Annotated in this window: 18 protein-coding genes; 5 read left to right on the forward strand and 13 right to left on the reverse strand. The window is 69.8% G+C overall.

Going from position 1 to position 22,109, the window contains the following annotated elements:
• The 4 genes from AC16DP_RS34125 to AC16DP_RS34140 all read right to left on the reverse strand — a co-directional run.
• Window positions 1-1,085, reverse strand: a 1,085-nt coding sequence (locus AC16DP_RS34125; protein WP_483956927.1) for a serine/threonine-protein kinase, incomplete at its 3' end; no start/stop codon positions are given.
• Window positions 1,086-1,090: 5 nt separating this feature from the next.
• Window positions 1,091-2,923, reverse strand: a complete 1,833-nt coding sequence (gene dnaK / locus AC16DP_RS34130) for a molecular chaperone DnaK (protein ID WP_329733344.1) — start codon at window positions 2,921-2,923, stop codon at window positions 1,091-1,093.
• A 6-nt stretch (window positions 2,924-2,929) separates the two neighbouring features.
• Window positions 2,930-3,907, reverse strand: a complete 978-nt coding sequence (gene grpE, locus AC16DP_RS34135; RefSeq protein WP_329733345.1) for a nucleotide exchange factor GrpE — start codon at window positions 3,905-3,907, stop codon at window positions 2,930-2,932.
• 105 nt (window positions 3,908-4,012) lie between these two features.
• Window positions 4,013-4,495 (reverse strand): transcriptional regulator, encoded by a 483-nt coding sequence (locus AC16DP_RS34140; protein WP_329733346.1) that lies wholly within the window; start codon window positions 4,493-4,495, stop codon window positions 4,013-4,015.
• Between the two features lie 147 nt (window positions 4,496-4,642).
• On the opposite strand from AC16DP_RS34140, the gene AC16DP_RS34145 reads away from it, so the two are divergent.
• The 4 genes from AC16DP_RS34145 to AC16DP_RS34160 all read left to right on the forward strand — a co-directional run bounded on the left by AC16DP_RS34145 (window position 4,643) and on the right by AC16DP_RS34160 (window position 9,672).
• Complete coding sequence (locus AC16DP_RS34145; protein ID WP_329733347.1) at window positions 4,643-5,335, forward strand: proline and serine-rich protein 1 family protein; 693 nt, start codon at window positions 4,643-4,645, stop codon at window positions 5,333-5,335.
• 27 nt (window positions 5,336-5,362) lie between these two features.
• On the forward strand, window positions 5,363-7,750 hold the full coding sequence (locus tag AC16DP_RS34150; protein WP_329733348.1) for a putative Ig domain-containing protein: 2,388 nt from the start codon (window positions 5,363-5,365) through the stop codon (window positions 7,748-7,750).
• Between the two features lie 131 nt (window positions 7,751-7,881).
• Window positions 7,882-8,751, forward strand: a complete 870-nt coding sequence (locus tag AC16DP_RS34155; protein WP_329733349.1) for a DUF1206 domain-containing protein — start codon at window positions 7,882-7,884, stop codon at window positions 8,749-8,751.
• A gap of 72 nt (window positions 8,752-8,823) precedes the next feature.
• Complete coding sequence (locus AC16DP_RS34160; RefSeq protein ID WP_329733350.1) at window positions 8,824-9,672, forward strand: DMT family transporter; 849 nt, start codon at window positions 8,824-8,826, stop codon at window positions 9,670-9,672.
• Between the two features lie 583 nt (window positions 9,673-10,255).
• Here AC16DP_RS34160 and AC16DP_RS34165 read toward each other — a convergent pair.
• The 4 genes from AC16DP_RS34165 to AC16DP_RS34180 form a co-directional block, all read right to left on the reverse strand.
• Window positions 10,256-11,935: an FAD-dependent monooxygenase gene (locus tag AC16DP_RS34165; RefSeq protein ID WP_329733351.1), complete on the reverse strand. Its 1,680-nt coding sequence runs from the start codon at window positions 11,933-11,935 to the stop codon at window positions 10,256-10,258.
• A gap of 76 nt (window positions 11,936-12,011) precedes the next feature.
• Window positions 12,012-13,088: a dipeptide epimerase gene (locus AC16DP_RS34170; protein ID WP_329733352.1), complete on the reverse strand. Its 1,077-nt coding sequence runs from the start codon at window positions 13,086-13,088 to the stop codon at window positions 12,012-12,014.
• A gap of 20 nt (window positions 13,089-13,108) precedes the next feature.
• Window positions 13,109-13,861: an ABC transporter permease gene (locus tag AC16DP_RS34175; protein ID WP_329733353.1), complete on the reverse strand. Its 753-nt coding sequence runs from the start codon at window positions 13,859-13,861 to the stop codon at window positions 13,109-13,111.
• Window positions 13,848-14,840, reverse strand: a complete 993-nt coding sequence (locus AC16DP_RS34180; protein WP_329733354.1) for an ABC transporter ATP-binding protein — start codon at window positions 14,838-14,840, stop codon at window positions 13,848-13,850. The genes AC16DP_RS34175 and AC16DP_RS34180 overlap by 14 nt, the downstream gene beginning before the upstream one ends.
• A gap of 32 nt (window positions 14,841-14,872) precedes the next feature.
• Between AC16DP_RS34180 and AC16DP_RS34185 the strand changes: the two genes are divergently transcribed.
• Window positions 14,873-15,277 carry a cereblon family protein gene (locus AC16DP_RS34185; protein ID WP_329733355.1) on the forward strand — a complete coding sequence of 135 codons (405 nt, stop codon included), beginning with the start codon at window positions 14,873-14,875 and terminating at the stop codon, window positions 15,275-15,277.
• A gap of 89 nt (window positions 15,278-15,366) precedes the next feature.
• Here AC16DP_RS34185 and AC16DP_RS34190 read toward each other — a convergent pair whose 3' ends face one another.
• The 5 genes from AC16DP_RS34190 to pulA all read right to left on the reverse strand — a co-directional run bounded on the left by AC16DP_RS34190 (window position 15,367) and on the right by pulA (window position 21,960).
• Entirely contained in the window at window positions 15,367-15,837 is a 471-nt protein-coding gene (locus tag AC16DP_RS34190; protein ID WP_329733356.1) for a DUF4304 domain-containing protein, read from the reverse strand.
• Window positions 15,834-16,349: a hypothetical protein gene (locus tag AC16DP_RS34195; RefSeq protein WP_329733357.1), complete on the reverse strand. Its 516-nt coding sequence runs from the start codon at window positions 16,347-16,349 to the stop codon at window positions 15,834-15,836. The genes AC16DP_RS34190 and AC16DP_RS34195 overlap by 4 nt, the downstream gene beginning before the upstream one ends.
• A 45-nt stretch (window positions 16,350-16,394) precedes the next feature.
• Entirely contained in the window at window positions 16,395-17,567 is a 1,173-nt protein-coding gene (gene larC, locus AC16DP_RS34200) for a nickel pincer cofactor biosynthesis protein LarC (RefSeq protein ID WP_329733358.1), read from the reverse strand.
• 81 nt (window positions 17,568-17,648) lie between these two features.
• Complete coding sequence (gene larB / locus AC16DP_RS34205; RefSeq protein ID WP_329733359.1) at window positions 17,649-18,401, reverse strand: nickel pincer cofactor biosynthesis protein LarB; 753 nt, start codon at window positions 18,399-18,401, stop codon at window positions 17,649-17,651.
• A 112-nt stretch (window positions 18,402-18,513) separates the two neighbouring features.
• Complete coding sequence (gene pulA / locus AC16DP_RS34210) at window positions 18,514-21,960, reverse strand: pullulanase-type alpha-1,6-glucosidase (RefSeq protein ID WP_329733360.1); 3,447 nt, start codon at window positions 21,958-21,960, stop codon at window positions 18,514-18,516.
• Window positions 21,961-22,109: the final 149 nt, after the last annotated feature.

Here is a 22,109-nt window from a genome sequence, read left to right on the forward strand (position 1 = left end):
CCCCGCGCCTGCTCCGGCGACATGTAGAGGGGCTTGCCCTTCACGATGCCCGGCAGCGTCACGGTGCGCTGGGCGCGCGCCTTGGCCACGCCGAAGTCCAGCACCTTCACCCGCCCGTCGAAGCCCACCATCAGGTTGTGCGGCGACAGGTCGCGGTGCACCAGCCGCAACGGCACGCCGTCCTCGCCCCGGGCCTGGTGCGCCGCGTGCAGCCCGTGCAGCGCCTGCAGCACGATGGCCACCGTCACGTCCGGCGCGGGCCGCGTCGTCTTCAGCAGCCGGTCGAAGTCCACCCCGCGCACCAGCTCCATCACCAGGTAGTAGGCGCCCTGCGACTCGCCGAAGTCGTGGAAGGTGACGAGGTTGGGGTGGCTCAGCCGCAGGCCGATGCGGGCCTCGTCCAGGAACTGCTTCACGATGTCCGGGTCCGAGGCCAGGTGCGGCAGAATCCGCTTGAGCGCCACCAGCCGGCCGAGCCCCTCGGGGCCCCGCGTGCGCGCCACCAGCACCTGCGCCATGCCTCCGGTGCCCAGCGGCGTCACCAGCTCGTAGCGGCCGATGCGCCCGCGCGGCCCCGTCAGCGGATCCTCCTCGGGGGCCAGCTCGTCCAGCCGCTCCAACACGCCGCGGCCATCGGTGAGCGACAGGAAGGCCAGCACCGCGTTGTCCAGCTGGTCGCCAATGGCCTCCACCAGCTTCATCACCAGCCAGCCCCCGTCGTCGAAGCGCCCCTCCACCACCAGCCCCAGGGTGCCCAGCTCCAACCGCCCGAGCGCCAGCGGCGCGCAGAACAACATCCGCTTGCCGGACAGGGGGTGGGCGCCCTTCCAGGTGGCGGCCTCGAAGACGTCCACGCCGGGCTGGCCGAGCACCCGGGTGAGCACGGGGCCCGCCGTGCCCCGCAGGCTGACGAAGCCCGCCGAGGCATGCACCAGCCGCGCGCACTGGGTGAGGAACACATCCACCGCCGCGTCGAGGCTCAGGCCCCGCTCCAGGCAGTCCTCGAGGATGTCGTCCGCCATCCGCACCACGGCGTTGAGGCCGCGCAGGAAGGCGACCTCGGCTTCGAGCGAAGGGAATTCCACGAGGCTCAGGAGCCGGACTTCGACTGGTCCGCGTAGAGCGCGTCCGCGATGCGGTAGGCGCTGGTCTCCAGGCGCTGGTAGGCCTCCTTGATGGCGGCCGCGTCCGTGCCCTTGAACAGCTCCTTGAGGTGCTCCACGTCCGCCTTGATCTCCTCGCGGTCCTTCTCCTGGAGGACGTTGCCGTACTCCTCCAGGCTCTTCTCCGTGGTGTAGATGAGCGAGTCGGCGTTGTTGCGCAGCTCGGCCAGCTCCTTCTTGAGCTTGTCCGTGGACTGGTTGGCCTGGGCGTCGGAGATCATCGCTTGAATCTCCGCCTCGGACAGGCCCGAGTTGCCCACCACGCGCACCTGCTGCACCTTGCCGGTGCCCAGGTCCTTGGCGCTCACGTGCACGATGCCGTTGGCGTCGATGTCGAAGGAGACTTCGATCTGCGGCACGCCACGGGGCGCCGGGGGAATGCCCACCAGCTCGAAGCGCGCCAGCGTCTTGTTGTCCACCGCCATCTCGCGCTCGCCCTGGAGCACGTGCACGGACACCAGCGGCTGGTTGTCCACCGCGGTGGAGAACACCTGGCCCTTCTTGCAGGGGATGGTGGTGTTCTTGTCGATGATCTTGGTGAAGACCCCGCCGGCCGTCTCCACGCCGAGCGACAGCGGCGTCACGTCCAGCAGGAGGACGTCCTTCACCTCGCCCTTGAGCACGCCACCCTGGATGGCCGCGCCCACGGCGACGACCTCGTCCGGGTTGATGCCCTTGTGCGGCTCCTTGCCGAAGAACTCCTTCACCTTCTGCTGCACCGCGGGCATGCGCGTCATGCCGCCCACCAGCAGCACCTGGTGCACCTGCGGCGCGGTGATGCCCGCGTCCTTGAGCGCGATGCGGCACGGCTCGATGGAGCGCTCGACCAGGTCCGCCACCAGCGCCTCGAAGGTGCTGCGCTCCACCGTCTCGGTGAGGTGCTTGGGGCCCGTGGCGTCCGCGGTGATGAAGGGCAGGTTCACCTCCGTCTCCGTCGCGCTGGACAGCTCGTGCTTGGCGCGCTCGGCCGCCTCCTTCAGGCGCTGCAGCGCCATGCGGTCCTTGCGCAGATCCAGGCCGTTGTTCTGCTCGGCGAAGCGCTTGGCGAGGAAGTCGATGAGGCGCTGATCGAAGTCCTCACCGCCGAGGAAGGTGTCGCCGTTGGTGCTCTTGACCTCGAAGACGCCCGAGCTGAGCTCCAGGATGGAGATATCGAACGTGCCACCGCCCAGGTCGTAGACGGCGATGCGCTCGGAGCCCATGTCGCGCACCTTGTCCAGGCCGTAGGCGAGCGCGGCGGCGGTGGGCTCGTTGATGATGCGCAGCACGTTGAGGCCGGCGATGCGGCCCGCGTCCTTGGTGGCCTGGCGCTGGCTGTCGTTGAAGTAGGCCGGGACGGTGATGACGGCCTCGGTGACGGGCTCGCCCAGGTAGTCCTCGGCCGTCTGCTTCATCTTCATCAGCACGATGGCGCTGATTTCCGGCGGGCTGTAGCCCTTGCCGCGGATCTCCACCCAGGCGTCCCCGTTGGGGCTGGGCGCCACGCGGAAGGGACTCACGCTGATGGCCTTCTTGGCCTCGGGCGAGTCGAACTTGCGGCCGATGAGCCGCTTGACGGCGAACACCGTGTTCTCCGGGTTGGTGATGCCCTGCCGCTTGGCAATCTGGCCCACCAGACGCTCACCGGACTCGGTGAAGCCCACCATGGACGGCGTGGTGCGGCTGCCCTCGCTGTTGGGGATGACCACCGGCTCGCCGCCCTCCATGACGGCGACGCACGAGTTGGTCGTCCCCAGATCGATTCCAATCACCTTGCCCATGGCGTCCTACTGGCTCCCCGAGGGAGTGGTTCCGGTCTGCTCGGTGGTGTTCCCCCCCGTGGGTCCACCCTCCGGCGTCGTGTCTGAAGAAGAGGTCGGCTCGGCCGCGGGCGGCGGAGCGGCGGGCGCACGCGCCACCACGACCAGCGCGGGCCGCATGAGCCGCTCGTTGAGCATGTAGCCGCGCACGGCCTCGTACAGCACGTGGCCCGCGGGCACCGCGGCGCTCTCCACCTGCTGCATGGCCTCGTGCAGGCGCGGATCAAAGGGCTGGCCGGCGGCGGAGAAGACCTTCACCCCGTGCTTGCCGAAGGCGCTGTCGAACAGCTTGCGCGTCATCTCCACGCCGGTGCGCAGGCTCTCGAAGTCCGCGGACTTCTGGGCCGCCTCCAGCGCGCGATCCAGGTTGTCCACCACCGGGAGGAAGTCCTTGAGCAGACGCTCGGAGCCGAACTTCTGGATCTCCTCCTTCTCCTTCTGGGCGCGCTTGCGGTAGTTCTCCAGGTCCGCCGTGGCACGCAGGGCGCGCTCGTGGGTGTCCTTGAGACGGTCCATCGTCTCGCGGCTGCGGGACTGGCTGAACTCGAGCTGCTGGCGGGCCTCCTCCAGCTCGCGGCGGGCCTGCGCCAGCAGCTCACGCGCCTCGTCGCGCGCGCGGCGCATCTCCTTCAACTCGCGATGGGCATCGTGCAGCGCGGCCCTAAGCCCGCCCTCGCCGCCACTGGCGGGAGCCTCGGGCTCGGTGACGCAGCCCTCGGGGATGGCCACCTCCATGGTGACCCCCTCGGGGATGTCCATCTCCATGGGGACCCCACCCTCGGGGATCTCCATTTCCATGGTGGTGACATTCTCGGGGTACTCGTCCTCCTGCGCCTGGGCGGGAGGCTGGACGTGACGCTCGACGCTCTCGAGCGCCGCGTCGATGACGTCCTGCGAGATGTCTGTCTGGAAGCTGCCCTTCTCGTCTCGGTTGGAGCCGGCCACGAGCGCACTATGTCACGGGGCGCAGGTTGATCCAACGCCCGGAGCGGTCAGACGCAGGCCGCCCATGTGGCCCCTCTAGAGGATTCCAGAGCGGATGGATGCCTCTCAGGAGGCCGGACGGGCGGGCTTCTTGCGGCCGATGGACTTCTTGGTGCCCGTCTTGGCGGCGGCCTTCTTGGCGGCGGCCTTCTTGGCGGGAGCCTTGGTGGCCGTCTTCTTGCGGCCGATGGACTTGGTGCCCGTCTTGGCCGCGGCCTTCTTCCCGGCGGGGGGCGCGGCGGCCGGGGGCTCGGCCTTGGGCTGGGGGGCCGGGGTGGAGGCGCCCTTGTGGCCCTCGATGGCGCCCTCGAGGGTCTCCTCCACCTGACGCACGGCGGACTCGATGCGCTCGGCGACCTGCTTGCCCGCGGAGACCGCGAAGGTGCGCAGGTTCTCGATGCCCTCCTTCACCTTGGCCTGCTTGGCGGGGTCCTTCACCTCCACCATCAGCCGCTGCGCCTCGGTCTTGAGCTCCTCGCTGGAGCGCTTGAGCTCCTCACCGGTGCGCTTGAGGAAGCCCATCAGCTGCTTGTCCCATTTCTCGGCCATCGGTCTCTTCTCCCTCACGGACAGTGCGAGCCGCCCGGCATCCGGCCGGGCAGGCTATAGTGCGCGCCCATCCGGCGAGCGCAGGTCGGCGCATCAGACTGCACCCCCGCCCGGAGCGCAAAGCAATCTTCACCCCTGGAGAGACGGATGAGAGCAGTCCTGATTGCCGCGGCCCTGCTGGCGGCCCCGGCCCTGGCGCAGAACAACAAGATCAAGCCCGAGCCCCAGCCCGCCGCCCAGGCCGAGTCCCTGCGGCCGCCCCCCGGCACCCCGGCCCCGGCCCCCAACCCGAGCGGCCCGTTCATCCCGGGCCCCATGGTGGCCACCCCGGTGGTGGTGGACCGCGACTCGCTGATGCAGCAGCTGGCCCGCATCAACGAGAAGCTCGCCCAGGCCACCGGCCAGGCCAGGCGGGACAAGCAGCTGCAGAAGCTGCTCGAGGACGCGCGCGCGAGCCTCAAGGACGTGGGCCGGCACGTGGCGAACGCGCCCCCCGCGCGCACGGAGCCGCCGCGCCCCGCTCCTCCGCCCCCGCAGCCCTCGGTGCAGCCCATCTCCGAGTCCATGCTGCAGTCGCTGCTGAGCGCCATCCGCCACGAGCCCTTCTCGGATGATCAGCTGAACGTGCTGGAGCAGGCCGCGTCCACCCAGTACTTCCTGGTGGCCCAGGCGCAGCAGCTCCTGCGCTCCTTCGCCTTCTCCAACGACCGCATCAAGGCCATGCGCCTGCTGCGCCCGCGCCTGCTGGACCTGGAGAACGGCTTCAAGCTGTACGAGTCCTTCGAGCACTCCAGCGACAAGGACGAGCTCAAGCGCATCCTGGCCACGTCCACCCCGTAAAGCCCCGAGTCTGGAGCCCGATCCACCATGCCGCTCGCCCGCCTGCTGGGGACGCTCGCCGTCCTCACCCTCCTCGGTGCCTGCCAGAAGCCCGCGCCCACCGAGCCCGAGCCCCTCCAGCTGCCCGAATTGGCGCAGTTGGAGACCACCGCGGGCGCGTCCTTCCAGGTGAGCCTCGGCGCCACCGGAGGCACCCCGCCGCTGCGGTACACGCTGGAGAAGCTGCCGCCCGGCCTCTTCTTCTCCACGGGCGATGGCCTGCTGAGGGGCGCCACCACGGTGCCGGGCCCGTACACCTTCACGGTGCAGGTGAAGGACGCGGCGGGCGCCACGCAGACGGGCACCTACCAGCTGCTCGTCTACCCCACCCCGTCCGTCACCACCGTCTCGCTGCCCGCCGCCACCACCGGGGCGACGTACGCCGTGCGGCTCGCCGCCACCGGAGGCAAGGGGCCCTTCCGTTGGACGTTGATGGGCGGAGCGCTGCCCTCGGGCCTGTCGCTGGGCGAGGACGGCCTGCTCACGGGCGTGCCGCTGGAGACGGGCTCCTTCTTCCCCACCGTGCGCGCGCAGGACGTCCACGGCGCCCAGGGCTCGAAGGTGTTCAACCTGGTGGTCATCGCGGGCACGACCGGAGGCGGTGACGGCGGCACGGGTGGGACGGACGGCGGTGGCGGCGGCACGGATGGCGGCGGCACCGACGGCGGTGGCGGCACGGATGGCGGTGGTGGAGGAACGGACGCGGGCCTCCCGCCGCTGGCCTTCAACGTGGCCAACTGGAACGTCGAGTGGTTCGGCGAGCCGACCCAGGGCCCCGTGGACGACGCCTTGCAGGTCCAGAACGTGAAGACGGTCATCACCCGGACGGGCGCGGACTTCTGGGGCCTGCAGGAGCTGGTGGACGCCACGGAGTTCAACGAGCTGAAACAACTGACGGGCTACGAAGGCTTCATGGCCAACGACCCGCTCGTCCTGTCCGGCGCGACCTACTACTCCACCAGCGAGCAGAAGGTCGGCATCCTCTACGACCCGGGCGTGGTCAGCGTGCTGGACGCGCGCATCATCCTCACCGCCTACGACTACGAATTCGGCACGCGGCCCCCCTTGCAGGTGAAGCTGCGCATCACGCGCGACGGGACGAGCGTGGACGTGGTGGCCATCGTGCTGCACATGAAGGCGTTCAACGACACGGACTCCTACAACCGCCGCAAGAACGCGGGGGGGGCGCTCAAGAGCTACCTGGATGCCCTCCCGGCGGACACGAACTTCATCGTGCTCGGCGACTGGAACGACGACGTGGACGTCTCCATCACCCGGGCCTACTCGGGCGGCCCGTACCTGGCCACGCCGTACCAGAACTTCCTGGATGACCCGGACCACTACACCTTCCTCACCCTGAACCTGTCCCTCACCAACGTGCGCAGCACGGTGAGCAACTCCGAGTTCATCGACCACCAGCTCGTCAGCAACGAGCTGCGGGCCGGCTACGTCAGCAACTCCGCCCAGGCCCTGCGGCCGGACACCTATATCTCCCAGTACAAGGACACCACCTCGGACCACTACCCGGTGTTCAGCCGCTTCGCGTTCAACGTGACGCCCCCGCCGCCCCCGCCCGTGCGCATCACCTCGCCCAACGGCGGCGAGCAGCTCGCGTCGGGGAGCGTGCAGACCCTCGCGTGGACCTCGGACGGCGTCAGCTCGGTGAAGCTCGAGTTCTCGCCGGACAACGGCGCGTCGTGGCAGGTGCTGGCCCCGAGTGTCCCGGCGGCGAGCGGGCAGTACACGTGGACGGTGCCCCCCGTTGCCGCGACGACGGCCCAGGCCCGCGTGCGGGTGAGCGATGCCTCGGCCCCGGCGGCGTCCGACCAGAGCGACACGGCGTTCACCGTGACCTGGCCTCCGCCGGTGTTCATCAACGAGTACCTGCCCCACGAGCCGCCCATGTCCGATGGCACCACCCGCGACTACGCGCAACAGTTCGTGGAGGTGGTGAATGGCTCCACGACGAGCACGGTGGACCTCGGCGGCTGGCTGGTGAACGACGCCAGTGCCTACAGCGGCACGGCGCCCCGGCACACCTTCGCCACGGGCACGCTGCTCGCTCCGGGCAGGTCCTTCGTCGTCTACTCGGGTGCCACCGCCATCCCCTCGGGAACGACGAACGCGGTGGCGGCCTCGAGCGGCGGGCTCTTCTTCAACAAGGGCACCAACAACGGCGGCAGTGGCGACGGCGTCTACCTGCAGAACGGCGTGAAGCAGATCGTGGACAGCCACACCTATACCTCCTCCACCGAGGCCATCTCGTACAACCGCAGCCCGGATGCGACCCGCACCGGGAGCTTCGTGTTGCACACCGGGGTGAACCCGGGGCTCGGCTCCTCGCCCGGCAAGCGGGCCGATGGGAGCAACTTCTAGCCCCTGGTCCGAGGAGCGGGCGGGCGGCCAGGCGCTCCCCGAGATGCGCCGCCTCGTGTGCCTACCTTCCGAAGGGATGCACCGCACCGCCGGACAGTGGCTCCGGCGCTCTGGTGAGGGAGGGAGGAACGATGGTGAACGGACTCGGCCGGAAGGCCTCGGAGCTGAAGCACCAGGGAGATCGTCTCGGGGCGAAGGCCCTGCACCACCCGTGGATGGTGCCGCTGGCCCGCCTGGGCTACCTGGCCAAGGGCGTGGTGTACGCGGTGATTGGCGTGCTCGCGCTGCAGGTGGCTTTCGGCTCGGGCGGGAAGACGACGGATACGAAGGGCGCGCTGGCCACGCTGGCCCAGGGCGGCTGGAGCAAGGCGCTGCTCGCGGTGGTGGCGGTGGGCCTGGTGGGCTACGTCCTCTGGCGAGTGGTGCAGGCCTGGATGGATCCGGACGGCAAGGGCACCGGCGCGAAGGGGCTCCTCCTCCGGGGCTTCTACCTGGTGAGCGCCGCCCTCCACACGTTCCTCGCCCTGGCCGCCTTCCGCCTCGTGCTGGGCGAGGGCGGCGCCGGTACCAGTGGGGACCAGAGCGCCCAGTCCTGGACGGCCCGGTTGATGTCGCAACCCTTCGGCCAGGCGCTGGTCGCCGTCGTGGGACTCGTCATCGCCGGCATGGGCGTGTGGCAGGCGTACAAGGCCTGGAAGGAGAAGTTCCGCAAGAAGCTCCGGCTGGACACGCTGCGTCCCCAGCAGGCCAAGTGGGCCGTGCGCATCTCCAAGCTGGGCATCCTCGCGCGCGGGCTCGTCTTCGTGATGATCGGCGGGTTCCTCGTCCAGGCGGCGCTCACCGCCAATCCCCGGCGCGCCCGGGGGCTGGATGGGGCGCTGGAGACGCTCGCGGCCCAGCCGCATGGAGCGGTGCTGCTCGCGGTGGCCGCCGCGGGGCTCGTGGCCTACGCCGTCTACATGGCCGTCGAGGCCCGGTACCGGCGCTTCCTCGGTGCCTAGGCGCCCCGTCCGCGGGCGTCCGCGCGGGTGGCTTTCCCCAGGTGACCGGCATATGAGTCACCCGCGCGTCCCATGCTCCGCTCCCGCCTCTACCTGCTCGCCGCCGCCGTGCTCTGGTCCACCGCCGGCGCGGCCGTGAAGCTGTGCTCCCTGTCGGCCTGGCAGATCGCCTCCGGCCGCTCGCTCATCGCGGCCCTGGTGCTCGCGCTCGCCTTCCCCGCCGGCCGCAAGCTTCCCTCCCGGCGAGGGCTCGTGGCGGCCCTGGCCTACGCGGCCACGGTGGTGTCGTTCATCATCGCCAACAAGCTCACCACCGCCGCCAACGCCATCTTCCTGCAGGACACCGCGCCGCTCTACGTGCTGCTCCTGTCCCCGCTCGTGCTGCGCGAGCGCCCCTCGCGCGGGGAGCTCGCCGCCGTGCCCGTGTTCCTGCTCGGCCTGAGCCTCTTCTTCCTGGATCAGCTCGCGCCCGGGCAGTTCTGGGGCAATGTGATTGCCCTGGGCTCGGGGGTCGCGTTCGCGATGTGCATTCTGGGGCTGCGCGCGGTGGGCGAGGAGGGCTCGTCCGTGCTCGTGTGGGGCAACCTCATGGCGGGCTTCAGCGTCCTGGTGCCCTCGCTCGGGGGCCCCTCGCCCACGGCCCTGGATGTCGGACTGCTCGTGTTCCTCGGTGTGTTCCAGCTCGGCCTCGCGTACACGCTGTTTCATCGCGGCCTGCGCGAGATACCCGCGGTCGAGGCCTCGCTGCTCATCCTGCTCGAGCCGGTGCTCAACCCCGTGTGGACCTTCCTCTTCGCCGGGGAGCGGCCCGGACCGTGGGCCATGGTGGGCGGCGCCATCATCCTCCTGGCCACCGGGTGGCGCACCCTGCTGGGCTCGGGGGGCTCGGCGCGGAGTCCGGCTCGCGAGGCCCAGGGCTGAGCAGGCGCAGGGCCGGGTCCATTCCACTCGTCACCGGTGACCAGTGAAATGCACCGGGTCCATTTCACTCGTCACCGGTGACCAGTGAAACCCGTTGCCCTCATCCCACTCGTCACCGGTGACCAGTGAAACGCGCCGCCCTCATTCCACTCGTCACCGGTGACCAGTGAAACCCGCTCATCCCTTTCAGGAATGTGACCGATATCCCCTCTCCCGGAGGGCGAGGGTCAGGGTGAGGGTATCTGTCCCCGTTCTTCAACCCGTGGCCCACCTTGTGGACAGAGGGTTCAACCCGGGACCCGTGGCACCCTCACCCCGTCCCTCTCCCGGAGGGCGAGGGGAAATGGCCGCGGTGTCAGCGCCAAGGGGCGCAGGTCCATTCCGCTTGTCACCGGTGACAAGTGAAACCCGTTGCCCTCATTCCACTCGTCACCGGTGACCAGTGAAACGCGCCGGGTCCATTCCACTTGTCACCGGTGACAAGTGAAACGCACTGAATCAGCAGCGACACCGGAGTTTTGCGCTGCTGACGTCAAGAGGACCCTCACCCCGACCCTCTCCCAGAGGGAGAGGGAGTGCAGGCTCAACTCGCGACGCGCTTCTCACTGCCCGCTCCGGGCGCTCCCATTCGCCGGGCGAGCTCCGCTTCCAACCGCTTCGGCTCGATGGGCCGCTCGCGATGCCCCACGTACCCGTCCGGCCGCACCAGGTAGAAGCACTCCGCCCCCGCCCCGAAGCGGCGATGCAGCGCGCCCTCCCCATCGGCCAACACGAACGGCCCCGGCGTGCCCTCCCCCGCCACCACCACGCGCGCCTTCAACAGCGGCCCGTACGCCTCCTCCAGCCGCCTCGCGAGCGCCACCCACTCCCCCCGCGCCTTCGCCTCGGGCCTCAGTCCCGTGAACAGCAGCAGCGTGTGCTGGGGTCCACGCAGCACCTCGTGCAGGCGCTCCACGCCCTCCCCCTTCACCGGCAGTTCCGGCACGCGCTCCCCGGGCGCGGGGCCCTCCTCCAGCCGCACGCCGCCCACTTCCTCGCCCCAGATGCGCTCGGTGGACAGCGGGCTGCGCCGATAATGGATGGCGAGCTGCGTGACGAACCGCGCCATGCGCCGCTGTGTGAAATTGCCCCCGAGCAGCCCCTTCGCCACCCGAGGCGCCACGTACGTCCGCAGCATCCGGGAGAAGGTCCCTCCCTGGGTCATCAGACCGAAGAGCCGATCCGTCCCCTCCAGCAGCATCTGCCCCACCGGGTGCCGCTCCACATCGTAGGTGTCGAGCAGCGACTCCGGCGCGCGGCCCCGGGTCACGAGCGCCAGCTTCCAGGCGAGGTTGTACGCATCCTGGATGCCCGTGTTCATCCCCTGCCCGCCCGCCGGACTGTGGATGTGCGCCGCATCCCCCGCGAGGAACACGCGGCCCTGGCGGTAGCGCGGCACGCCCCGGCGGTGCAGCCGGTAGCGCGTCAGCCAACGCGGCTCGCTCACGCGCACCGGCACGTTCGACATGCGCTCCAGGATGCCCTGCATCTCCTCCAGCGTGAGGGGCGTCGTCTCGTCCCCCTCCGGGAGCATGTCCCTCGGCATGATGCAGAACAGCCGGTAGCGCTTCTCCCCTGGCATGGGGAAGGCCCCCACCACGCCGTGCATGGACGGCATGATGACCAGCTCCCCCTGCCCCAGCGGCCACTCCACGCGCACGTCCGCCAGCACGCACGCGTCGTCATACGTCTCGCCCTCGAAGGGGATGCCCGCTCCCTTGCGCACCCGGCTGCGCGCGCCGTCACACCCCAGCAGCCACCGCGCCTTCACCCGCTCCACCCCGCCCTCCGCCCGCTTCAGCGTGACCTCCACCCCGTCCGCGTCCTGCCGGAAGTCCTCCAGCGCCAGTCCCCGCTCCACCTTCACCCCGAACGTGCCCAGGTGCTCGGTGAGCAGCGCCTCGGTGGCGTCCTGCGGCAGCATGAAGATGAAGGGGAAGCGCGTCTCCAACCAGGAGAACGCCTGCATGGGCACCCGCGTGTGCACGCCTCCCGCGCCCACCACGTTGAAGGCCTCGGCCTTGCGCCCCCGCTCGAGCGCCTTCTCGGCGATGCCGAAGTCGTCGAAAACTTCGAGCGTGCGCGCCTGCACCGCCAACGCGCGCGACAGCACCGAGGGCGCCTCGAGCTGCTCCACCAGCCGGCACCGCAGGCCATGCCGCGCCAGCTCCGAGGCCATCGTCAGGCCCGTGGGCCCGGCTCCCACCACGAGTGCGTCCAACATGCCGTCTCCCCCTGCCCGGCTCCCACCGCCGGTGCGAGCCACCATGGCACACGAGGGCGGACGGCGCCCAGCGCGCTCAGCCCAGGTCCACGCCGTGGCCCGCCTGCACGTGGCCGATGTCCACCCGCCCGTCCCGCATGCGCAGGCCGCCGCGGAAGGAGTGCTCGCGGATGAACAGGTGCGTGTCCAGGTCCGCGTAGTCGAAGCCGCCCAACCCGGCGGCGAAGTGCGCCGCGCTGCTCATGGCCAGGGTGCTCTCCACCATGCCCCCCATCATCAGCTCCATGCCGGAAGCACGCGCCAGGTTCCACATGGCCAGCGACTCCACCACGCCGCTCTTCATCAGCTTGAGGTTGACGCCGTGCGCCCCGCCCTCGCGCGCCAGGCGCAGCACGTCCTTCGCCGTGCGCGCCGACTCGTCCGCGCAGATGGGCACCCGCGACGAGCGCGTCAGCTCCGCCATGCCCTCCCAGTCCTCGCGCGGCACCGGCTGCTCGAAGAGCGCCAGCGGCACGCCCTCGGCCTCCAGCCCCGCGAGGAAGGCCCTCGACTGCGCCACCGTGTAGCCCCCGTTGGCGTCCGCGAACAGCCGCGCGCCGGGCGCCTCGCGGCGGATGATGACCATGCGCCGCACGTCCTCCTCCGCCGACAGCGCCCCCACCTTCACCTTGATGGTGCGGATGCCCCTCGCGATGATCGCCCGGGCCGAGGACGCCGCGTGCGCCTCGTCACCGGCCGTCACCGTCATGTCGATGTCCAGCCCCGTGCCCGCCCCGCCGAAGAAGGCGAACAGCGGCATCCGGTAGTGCCGGCCCAGCGCGTCCAGCAGCGCCAGCTCCAGGCCACAGCGCGCCGAGGGAGCCCCCGGCAGGGCCTCGCCCAGCCGCGCCGCGAGGGGACGCCAACCCCGCGCGTCCTTGCCGAGCACCGCCTGGCGCACCGAGTGGAGCGCCTCGAGCGTGCTCGCCTGCGTCTCACCCGACACCGCCGTGAGGGGCGCGGACTCGCCCAGGCCCACCGTCCCGTCCGCCAGCGTCAGCCGGATGAGCACGTTGTTCGCCATGGTGGGCGCCCCCGTGGCGATGGCGAAGGGCTCGGTGAGGGCGAGATCCAACGGCTCGAAGTTCAGATCGGTGATGAGGGTCGGGAGCATGGGCTTCCAGCAGGGGGGATTCAGCGCAGCAGACGCTCGAAGGTGACCACCTTCATGGCCACGAAGGTGGCGGCCCCGGACCCTACCGCGAACAACGCAGCGAGCAGTAGCGAGGACAGGAAGGGGCCCGGCACCGCCAGCGTGACGAAGAAGCAGACGAGGATGGTGGGGCCGATCAGCAACCCGTTGATGTTGTTGGCGGTGCGGAAGTCGCGCGCCAGCAGGCTGACGAGCAACGCACTGGTGGTGGAGAAGGTGAGCGACGTGAGCAGCACCGCCAGCAGGGCCAGCACGAAGCCGGGCGAGCCGATGCCCAACCCGAGGATGAGCACCGCGTCCACGGAGAAGAGCACCAGCGTGACGAGCGAGGCCAGCGCGAGCAGGGCCAGCAGCTTGGCGAGCAATATCTGCCCCACGCGCACGGGCAGGGCCACCAGCAGCTCGAGCGTGCGGGACTCGCGCTCGGTGATGAGGATGTAGCTGGCCGTCACCGAGGGCACGATGAGCCCGCCGAGCGCGATGAAGGGCACCATCATGGCCCGCATCATCGCCAAAGGGTCGCCCACGAGCTCCCGCAGCCCCCGGGGCAGCACCACGCCGGGCGGGAGGTTCACCGGATTAGCGGCCCCCGTCTTCATCCCGAGCATCTGCAGCCCCGGGATGACGACCAGCAGGAGGATGGGCAGCAGCAGCGCCGTCAGCATCGCGCCGCGGCTGCGCACCAACTGGCGCCACTCCTTGCGGAAGAGGATGCGCACCTCACGCGCGAGCATCGTTCGCCCCCACGACATCCAGGAACAGGTCCTCGAGGCTCGGCGTCATGACGCGGCACTCGTAGACGTCCAGCCCCGCGCCCAGCAGGTGGCGCAACAGTCCGGGCGCCTGCGCCACCGCGTCCGCCACGTGCACGTGTACCGCGTCCGCCTCGCGCGTGGGCGTGAGGCCTTGTCCCGCGAGCGCATTGGCCAACCGCTCGGGGCCCTGGGTGGCGCGCAGCACGAGCACGGGCTGGATGCGCTGGCGCAGCGTGGCGATTCGCTCGTGCAGCAGCACCTTGCCCTGCCGGAGGATGACGGCGCTCTCGCAGAGCGCCTCGGCCTCGGCCAGGTTGTGCGTGCACAGCAGCACCGTGCGGCCCGGCATCACCTTGCGCAGGAAGGTGTGTACCTCGCGCGTGGCCACCGGATCCAACCCCACCGTGGGCTCGTCGAGCAGCAGCACCTCCGGCGAGGAGACGAGCGCGGCGGCCATGGACAGCCGGCGCTGCATGCCGCCGGACAGCTCGGCCATCCGCCGCGAGCGGAAGGGCGCCAGGCCGAAGGCCTCCACCACCTCGGGGATGTTCCCGCGGCCGTACAGGTCGCGCACCAGCAGGAGGAAGTCATCCACCGTGAAGTCCCGGTACATGCCCGGGGACTGGGGGACGATGCCCACGCGCCGCTTGGCCAGGAGGAAGCCCGGGTCCTCGACGCCGAGCCCGAAGAGGCTCACCCGCCCCGACGAGGGCCGCAGCGCGCCGGTGAGCAGGCGGATGAGGGTCGTCTTCCCCGCGCCATTGGGGCCGAGCAGGCAGGCCCGCTCCCCCGGCGAAATGCGGAAGCTCACCTGGTCGAGCGCCTGGACGCCGCCGGGGTACACCTTGGTGACGCTGGAGACCTCCAGCGGTACGTGCTCGTTGGGCGCCAGGCGGCCGTCCTCCCCGTCGCGGCGGACATACCACGCGAGCCCGGCCTTGCATCCCTCCGCGAGCATGGGCAAGAGCAGTCGAGGAGACTCGCCGCGTCATGAATCCGTCCCCCCGGTGGCTCAAGGACAGCCCCGCCGCTCCCGCCAGGGCCACGCCCGCCCGCCAGGCCGAGGACGCGACGGAGTCCCGAGACCCGGAGAAGCCGCTGTGCTGCGCGCGCTGCGGTCACTTCATCACCCGCGAGCGGGACCGCACCACCGTCAACGGCCGCGCCACGCACACCCGCGTCAATCCGTCCGGGTTCGTCTTCCACTTCGGCTGCTTCGCCCGGGCCGAGGGCGCTCTCATCGTCGGCCCGCCCACCGCCGAGGCGAGCTGGTTCCCCGGCTTCGTCTGGCGGTACGCCATGTGCGCCGAATGCAAGACGCACCTGGGCTGGTCCTTCCACGGTGAGAGCGACTTCCTCGGCCTGGTGCTGGACCGGCTCACCACGCCGAGTTGAGCGCCGCCCCATGGATGGCTTCGAATACCCCTCGCCAGACGAGGGAGAGGAGAGGGAAGCCGCAGGAGGGGACTCTTCAGATTCGCGAGTCAGACCTGCCCTGCGAGCAACTCCTTGAGCTCCCGGTTGACGAAGCACCCTTTGAGCTTCTGCGTCTCGAGTGCCGAACGGATCCCCTCCATCGTGGAGAGGGACTCCAGGAACGGAATGGCTGATTCCCGCATGAACTCGCCGATGCAGGCCTCGCGCTCCTGCAGACCCATCGACCCATCTTCGAGATCCAGTGCTCGCTCCAGATTTTCAGCTCTCTTGTCTGGCAAGCTCGTGGCGCGCTGGCGGATGTGGCATTGATACTCTTTGGGTGCCGAGGCATCCCCCAGTTGCCTCACCCAGACCGCGAGGTTGATATAGAATTGAGGACCCCACTGGGACTTCTGAAGATTGACGACCAGGAGGGTGTCTTCACACTGCTTGTGCCAGGTGTTGCTTCGAACCTTGAAGCCCGCTTCTCGAAGTGCGGGGACCATGGCCGCCCTGATGAGGTTGGATGAAGAATTCAATTCTTCTCTCCAGCATCCGGCTTATAGGTCTCAACCTTGCCCGTCCATGAGCCGCCCTCGGTCTCTTCCAATTCGCGACGATACTCCTCGACTTGCCGCTCACCTCGTTTGATGGCACGCGGGGTATCGGGCTTGAGTTCCTTGACCTCTTGTTTGTCGGGGTTGACCGCGTCGGCTCGCTTGCCGCTCGGCAATTTCACTTCCTTCCGGAAGCCTTCTCCTGGCTCCCAATCCTTGTGCGCTTGCCGGCCACGCTTCGTTGCCTCCGTCTCTCCGCTCGACTGGGAGCGTGGGAGCGAAGCAGAACTCGTCTTGCCAGCCTTTTTATTGGCGGCATGGAGCGGCTCGGCCCCCAGGGTAGCATCGGGAGGCGCCGCCAAGAGGGGCAGCGATTCCTCCACCCCTGCTCCAAGCCCAACCGCGGCCGTCGCGAACGCGGTGAGAAACGCCACGAGCAGCACGCCAAGCCCGGCCCGCACGTGTCTCCTGTACTCCTCATTTTTTGGATTCATGAAGTCGCTCTCTGGATATCGCGACGCTCGCACCCCGAGAGTTCCTCACCGCCCCGAGCTGAGCGCCACCAGCGCCGCCGCCATCACCTGCTTGAGCGGCACGTTGGCGGCCTCGGCCACCTTGCGGCAGTCCTCGAACTCGGGGTGGGCGTTGAGCACCACGCCGTTGCGCAGGCCGCGCTTCACCCGCACCCTGCCCCACGGCGTCTCCACCTCCACCCAGTCGCGCTCCAGCGCCGTGCGCTCCACCGCATAGGAGCGCACCCCGAGCGTCGTGGACTCGCGCATCAGCGTGTCCACCACCGTCTCCTTCCCGCCCCCTTCCACCAGCACGCTCAGCACGTGCCCCGGCCGCGCCTTCTTCATCGTCGCCGGCACCACCCAGGCGTCCAGCGCGCCCTTGCCGAGCACGTGCTCCAGCAGGTACCCGAGCAGTTGCGGCGTGCTGTCGTCCAGGTTGGCCTCCACCACCCAGAGGCCCTCGGCCCGCGCCTCGGCCCGGCCCATGGCCGCGCGCAGCACGTTGGGCCTGTCCCGGAAGTCCTTCGTCCCCACCCCGTAGCCAATCCGCTCCACGATGAAGTCCGGCGGCGGCTGGCCGATGCGCGCCAGCACCTTCAGCAGCGCCGCGCCCGTCGGCGTCGTCAGCTCGCCCACGCCCTCGAAGCGCACCGGCACGTCCCTCAGCAACTCCAGCGTCGCCGGCACCGGAATGGGCATGTTCCCGTGCGCCACGCGGATGGTGCCGCTGCCCAGCGGTGGCGGCGCCGAGTACACCTCCGGGTCTCCGAGCAGGTCCAACACCACCGCCGCCCCGCAGATGTCCACGATGGAGTCCACCGCCCCCACCTCGTGGAAGTGGATGGCGTCGATGGACACCCCGTGCACCTTCGCCTCGGCCTCGCCGATGGCCCGGAACACCGCCAGCGCCCGCTCCTTCGCCCGCGGAGACAGTGTGTCCGCCGCCTCGATGAGCTGGCGGATGTCCGCGTACGCCCGGTGCGGATGCGCCTCGCGCTCGTCCAGCACCACGTCCAGGTGCGTGCCGCTGATGGCATGCCGCACCGCCCGGCTCACCGCCAGCTTCCAGCCCGGCACCTTCAGCCCGCTCAACGCCTGGGCAATGGCCTCCGGCGTCACGCCGAGGTCCACGCCCGCCGCCAGGAACATGTCCCCGGCGATGCCGCCCACCGGCTCCAGGTAGAGAATCCTACGCACGGTTGTTCTCCCACGGGGCCGGATACCCTCACCCCGTCCCTCTCCCGGGGGGAGAGGGGATATTCGCTCAGGGTTGTTGATTCAGCGCTGGCCCTTGGTGCGAGAGATCAGCGCCGCGTAGAAGCCGCCCCCGAAGCCGTTGTCGATGTTCATCGTCGCCACGTTGGAGGCGCACGAGTTCACCATCGTCAGCAGCGCGGATATGCCCCCGAAGTTGGCCCCGTAGCCCACCGACGTGGGCACCGCCACCACCGGAATGCCCACCAGCCCGCCCACCACGCTCGCCAGCGCCCCCTCCATGCCCGCCACCACCACCACCGCGTGCGCGTCTTGAATCTCCTCGCGCCGCTTCAGCAGCCGGTGGAGGCCCGCCACGCCCACGTCGTACACGCGCTTCACCGTGGCCCCCATGGCCTCCGCGGTGATGGCCGCCTCCTCCGCCACGGGCAGGTCGCCCGTCCCCGCCGTCATCACCGCCACCCTCCCCGCCTTCTGCTTGCCCTGCTTCAGGTGGAAGATGCGCGCCAACGGGTGGTACTCGCCCTTGGGGAAGGCGGCCACGAGCGCCTCGGCCTTGTCCGGCTGCAGCCGCGTCACCAGCACCGGCTGCTTGCGCTCCACCAGCTTGCCGACAATCCCCAGCACCTGCTCGGCCGTCTTCGGCTCGCCGAGCACCACCTCGGGAAAGCCGAAGCGCAGGCTGCGGTGGGTGTCCACGGTGGCATAACCGAGCTCGGCGAACGGCAAGTCCTTGAGCTGGCCCACGGCGTCATCCACCGAGACCTTGCCGCCCTTCACCTGCTCGAGCAATCGGGTAAGCGTCTTCTCGTCCATGCCCGCCCCTCTACCGCACTGTGCGGGGCGGTGGAATCACGAGCGTACGCCACCCGGGCACGAGGGCCCGGCTCGAGCGAGCCAGGCCCCCGTATCCGACAACTCCCCCGCGTTACGCCCGGGTCCGGCGGCGCCGGGACATCAGCACCCCGCCGAGCAGCATCGCCAGGGCGGCGAAGGCCCCCCCGCTGGAGCCCGAGCAGCCGCAGCCCGTGTCCCCCTTGCTCGGGGCGTTCACGAACACCGCCGTGGTCCGGGCCGGCACGGTGAACACGCCCTGGGCGGACTCGAAGCGGGCCTCCTGGAGGCGCGCGTCACGCGAGCCCTGCTGCACCGGGTGCAGCTGCATCGCCTTGTCCTTGGACGAGGCCAGGGTGAACGTCTGCTTCTCGTCGCTGGCGTTGAAGAGCACCACCACGTGGGTGCGGCCCTCCTCGCCCTCCTCGTCGTTGAGCTCCATCACGATGAGGCCGGGAATCTGGCCCGGGCCCTCGTTGTGGAAGCGCAGCTTGGACTGGATGTCCGCGGCGGTGCGCTGGCGGAAGGCCGTGGTGCTCTTGCGGATGCGCAGCATCTCGTTGAAGTGGTCCACCGCCGAGACGATGTGCTCCTTGGACGGCTTGAGCGCCGGGTTGGCGAGCAGCGGGCCCATGATGGACCAGTTGCCCGAGTTGTCACCGGCCGGCGGCAGGCCCACGCCCCAGTTGTTGGAGGCGTAGGTGAAGTCGAGCTTGTTGAACCAGTCGCCCGAGTTGTAGCTGTTGCGGTCCAGCGACTTGGAGCGGAGCATCTCGTCACCGGCGTGGATGAAGGGGATGCCCTGGGCCAGCAGCACCAGGTCCAGCGCGAGGTTGTGCATGCGCACGCGCTCCTCGATGCTCGCCGTGGGGGCCGCCTTCAGCTGGATGGCGTCGAACAGCGTCTCGTTGTCGTGCGCCGAGACGTAGGTGATGACCTCCTGCGGATCCACCGTATAGCCGGCGGGCTGCCCGTTGTAGTCCACCTGCGAGCCCTTCACCGTCGTGCCCGCCTTGTTGACGAGCGGGTAGTCGCGCAGGTTGCCGGCCAGGCCCACGCGAATCTGGTCCGCGTAGTGCAGCAGCTTCTGGCGCTGGTCATCCGTGGAGCCCTGGTCCGTGGTGTTGGGGTCGTGGAGGAGGCCGCTGGCGAAGCCCTGCTCGCGCAGGCCGCTGAAGGGGCCACCGCCGCGCACGGCGTCACGCAGCCGGTCGCTGAACGTGCCGATGCCCGTGCCCGCCATGTTCAGCTGCGTCGCGTTCACGCCGCGCTGGCCGTCCGCCACCTCGCCGAAGTTCCACCCCTCGCCGTACAGGTAGATCTTCGAGCCATCCACCCCGTCCTTCTCCAGGGTGAGCGCGTCGAGCGCCTCGCGGACCTTCACCATGTTGGCCTTCATGTGGTGGCCCATCAGGTCGAAGCGGAAGCCATCCACCTTGTAGTACTTCGCCCAGGTGACGAGCGAGTCCACCATGAGCTTCTCGAACATGGCGTGCTCGGAGGCCGTGTTCTGGCAGCAGGTGCTCGTCTCGACGTTGCCGGAGTCCCGGCCGAGGCGGTGGTAGTAGCCGGGGACGATGCGGTCGAGCACCGAGCGGGAGTCCTGGCCCGAGGAGTTGGTGTGGTTGTAGACCACGTCCATCACCACGCGCAGGCCCGTCTCGGACAGGCCCTTCACCATCTGGCGGAACTCGAGGATGCGGGCGCTGCCGTCGGGGTTCACCGCGTAGCTGCCCTCGGGCACCGTGTAGTGGTACGGGTCATAGCCCCAGTTGAAGCCATCCTGGTCGCGCACCGCGTTCACCGCGGCCTGCTGATCCTGGGAGTCGGCCGGCAGGGAGACCAGGTCCCCGGCGGGCACGAGCTGATCGGCGCGGTTCTCGTTGATGGTGGCGATGTCGAACACGGGCAGCAGGTGCACGTGCGTCATGCCGGAGCCGGCCAGCCGCGCCAGGTGCTTCATGCCGTTGGAGGCCTTCTCGGCGAAGGCGGCGAAGGTGCCGCGCTTCTCGGCGGGCACGGTGGTGTCGTTGATGCTGAAGTCGCGCACGTGCAGCTCGTAGAGGACGATGTCCTCGGGAGCGTCCAGGCGGGGCTTCTTCAGCGCGTTCCACCCCGCGGGCGCGAGCGCCGGGTCATCCAGGTCCACCAGCTGGCTGCGCGTGCTGTTGATCGCCAGGCTCAGCGAGTACGGGTCCGTCACGAGGTTCTTCACCACCTTCTTCTCGGAGCGGACGTAGACCTCGACCTCGTAGAGGTAGAACTTGTTCTTCCAGTCCGCCTCGCCGGTGATGCTCCAGACGCCGGTGGTGGCGTCATGGGACAGGTCCGCCACGTGGCTGGCGGTGGCCGCGTCCGAGGAGTCGAACACGTGCAGCCGCACCGAGCGCGCGGTGGGGGCCCACAGGCGCAGGGTGGGCACGCCGTTGCTCCACGAGCCGCCCAGCGGCCCGTCGTAGGTGTACAGCGCGTCCAGCACGCCCGGCATCTGCACCGAGGTGGCGTCCACCAGCTTGCCGTCCTTGTTCTTCAGCGAGAGGGCCAGCTGGCCCTGGAGCAGCTCGGGCACCCGGGCCAGCTCGGCCGCGGGAATCTTCAGCGCCTTGAACGTGGCGAGGTGCGGGAACTTCGCCTTGAGCTCGGCGCTCGGGCCGGTGGGGTCCACCTCGAGGGGGATGGACTCCCCGCCCTCGATGCCCGTGGAGCCCAGCACCATGGTGCCCGCGGCGTCGTAGTGCAGCTTGAGCTGCGGGGCCTCGGGGAGCTCCAACGGCGACCACAGCAGCGTGTCCCTGGACACCCAGTGCGCGCGGGCCAGGTTGATGTCACCGGCCGGGGCGCTGAGCACCTTGAAGGTCGGGACGCGGGTGTCCGCGTTGAACTGGAAGGTCACCTCGGAGCCGCCCGCCGGCACGCTGAAGGCGACGTCGCTGCCAGGGTAGGCGGTGGCCCACCCCTCATCCATGGCCACCTTGAAGGCGTACGCGCCCTCGGGAATCGTGGCGGTGTAGACGTAGACGCCATCCCCATCCGGGTCCTGCATCATCGAGCGCAGGCACGACGGCGACCAGTCACCGGGGCACCCCACCTCGCTCTGGAAGCTGCCCGCCACGGTGGCGATGACGGCCTTGGGCGTGCTGGACGGACGGCTCGTCGCCCAGCGGCTCTTCGCGTCGAAGTAGAACTTCACGCTGCCCGGCTCGGCGAGCGTCAGGGAGATCTCCGGCCCGTCGAGCGCGGCGCCCGCGCCGTAGGTGCCGCCCGCGCCGCCGTCGATGGCCACCCGGTAGGTGTGGGTGCCCGCGGGCAGGCTGAAGGACTTCTGGAACACGTCGTCCTCGGACTCGTACGTCAGGTCCGTGGCGGTGCACGCCGCATCACCATCGGTGGTGCAGCCGAGCTCGGATTGGAAGCTGCCCACGAGCGTGACGCGCGGGGGCTCGGCGGCCGAGGCCACCGTGCTCGACGACAGCAGGCCGAGCAGGCCGAGGGACAGGGTCCGGCTCCATGCCGGGAGCCGGGAAATGACAGCGAATCGCATCGACACACCTTCCTGGAAGCACGGACCGGCCCCTTCCGGGGGCGAGCCAGTCCGAACCATCGGGTCTTGAGGAAGCGCCACACGCTCGTGACGAAGTCACCGCTCGTGGGAGCGGGGAGAGACTACCAGAGCCCCGGCCCCTTCACCTC

The sequence above is a fragment of the Archangium sp. genome (assembly GCF_057119385.1).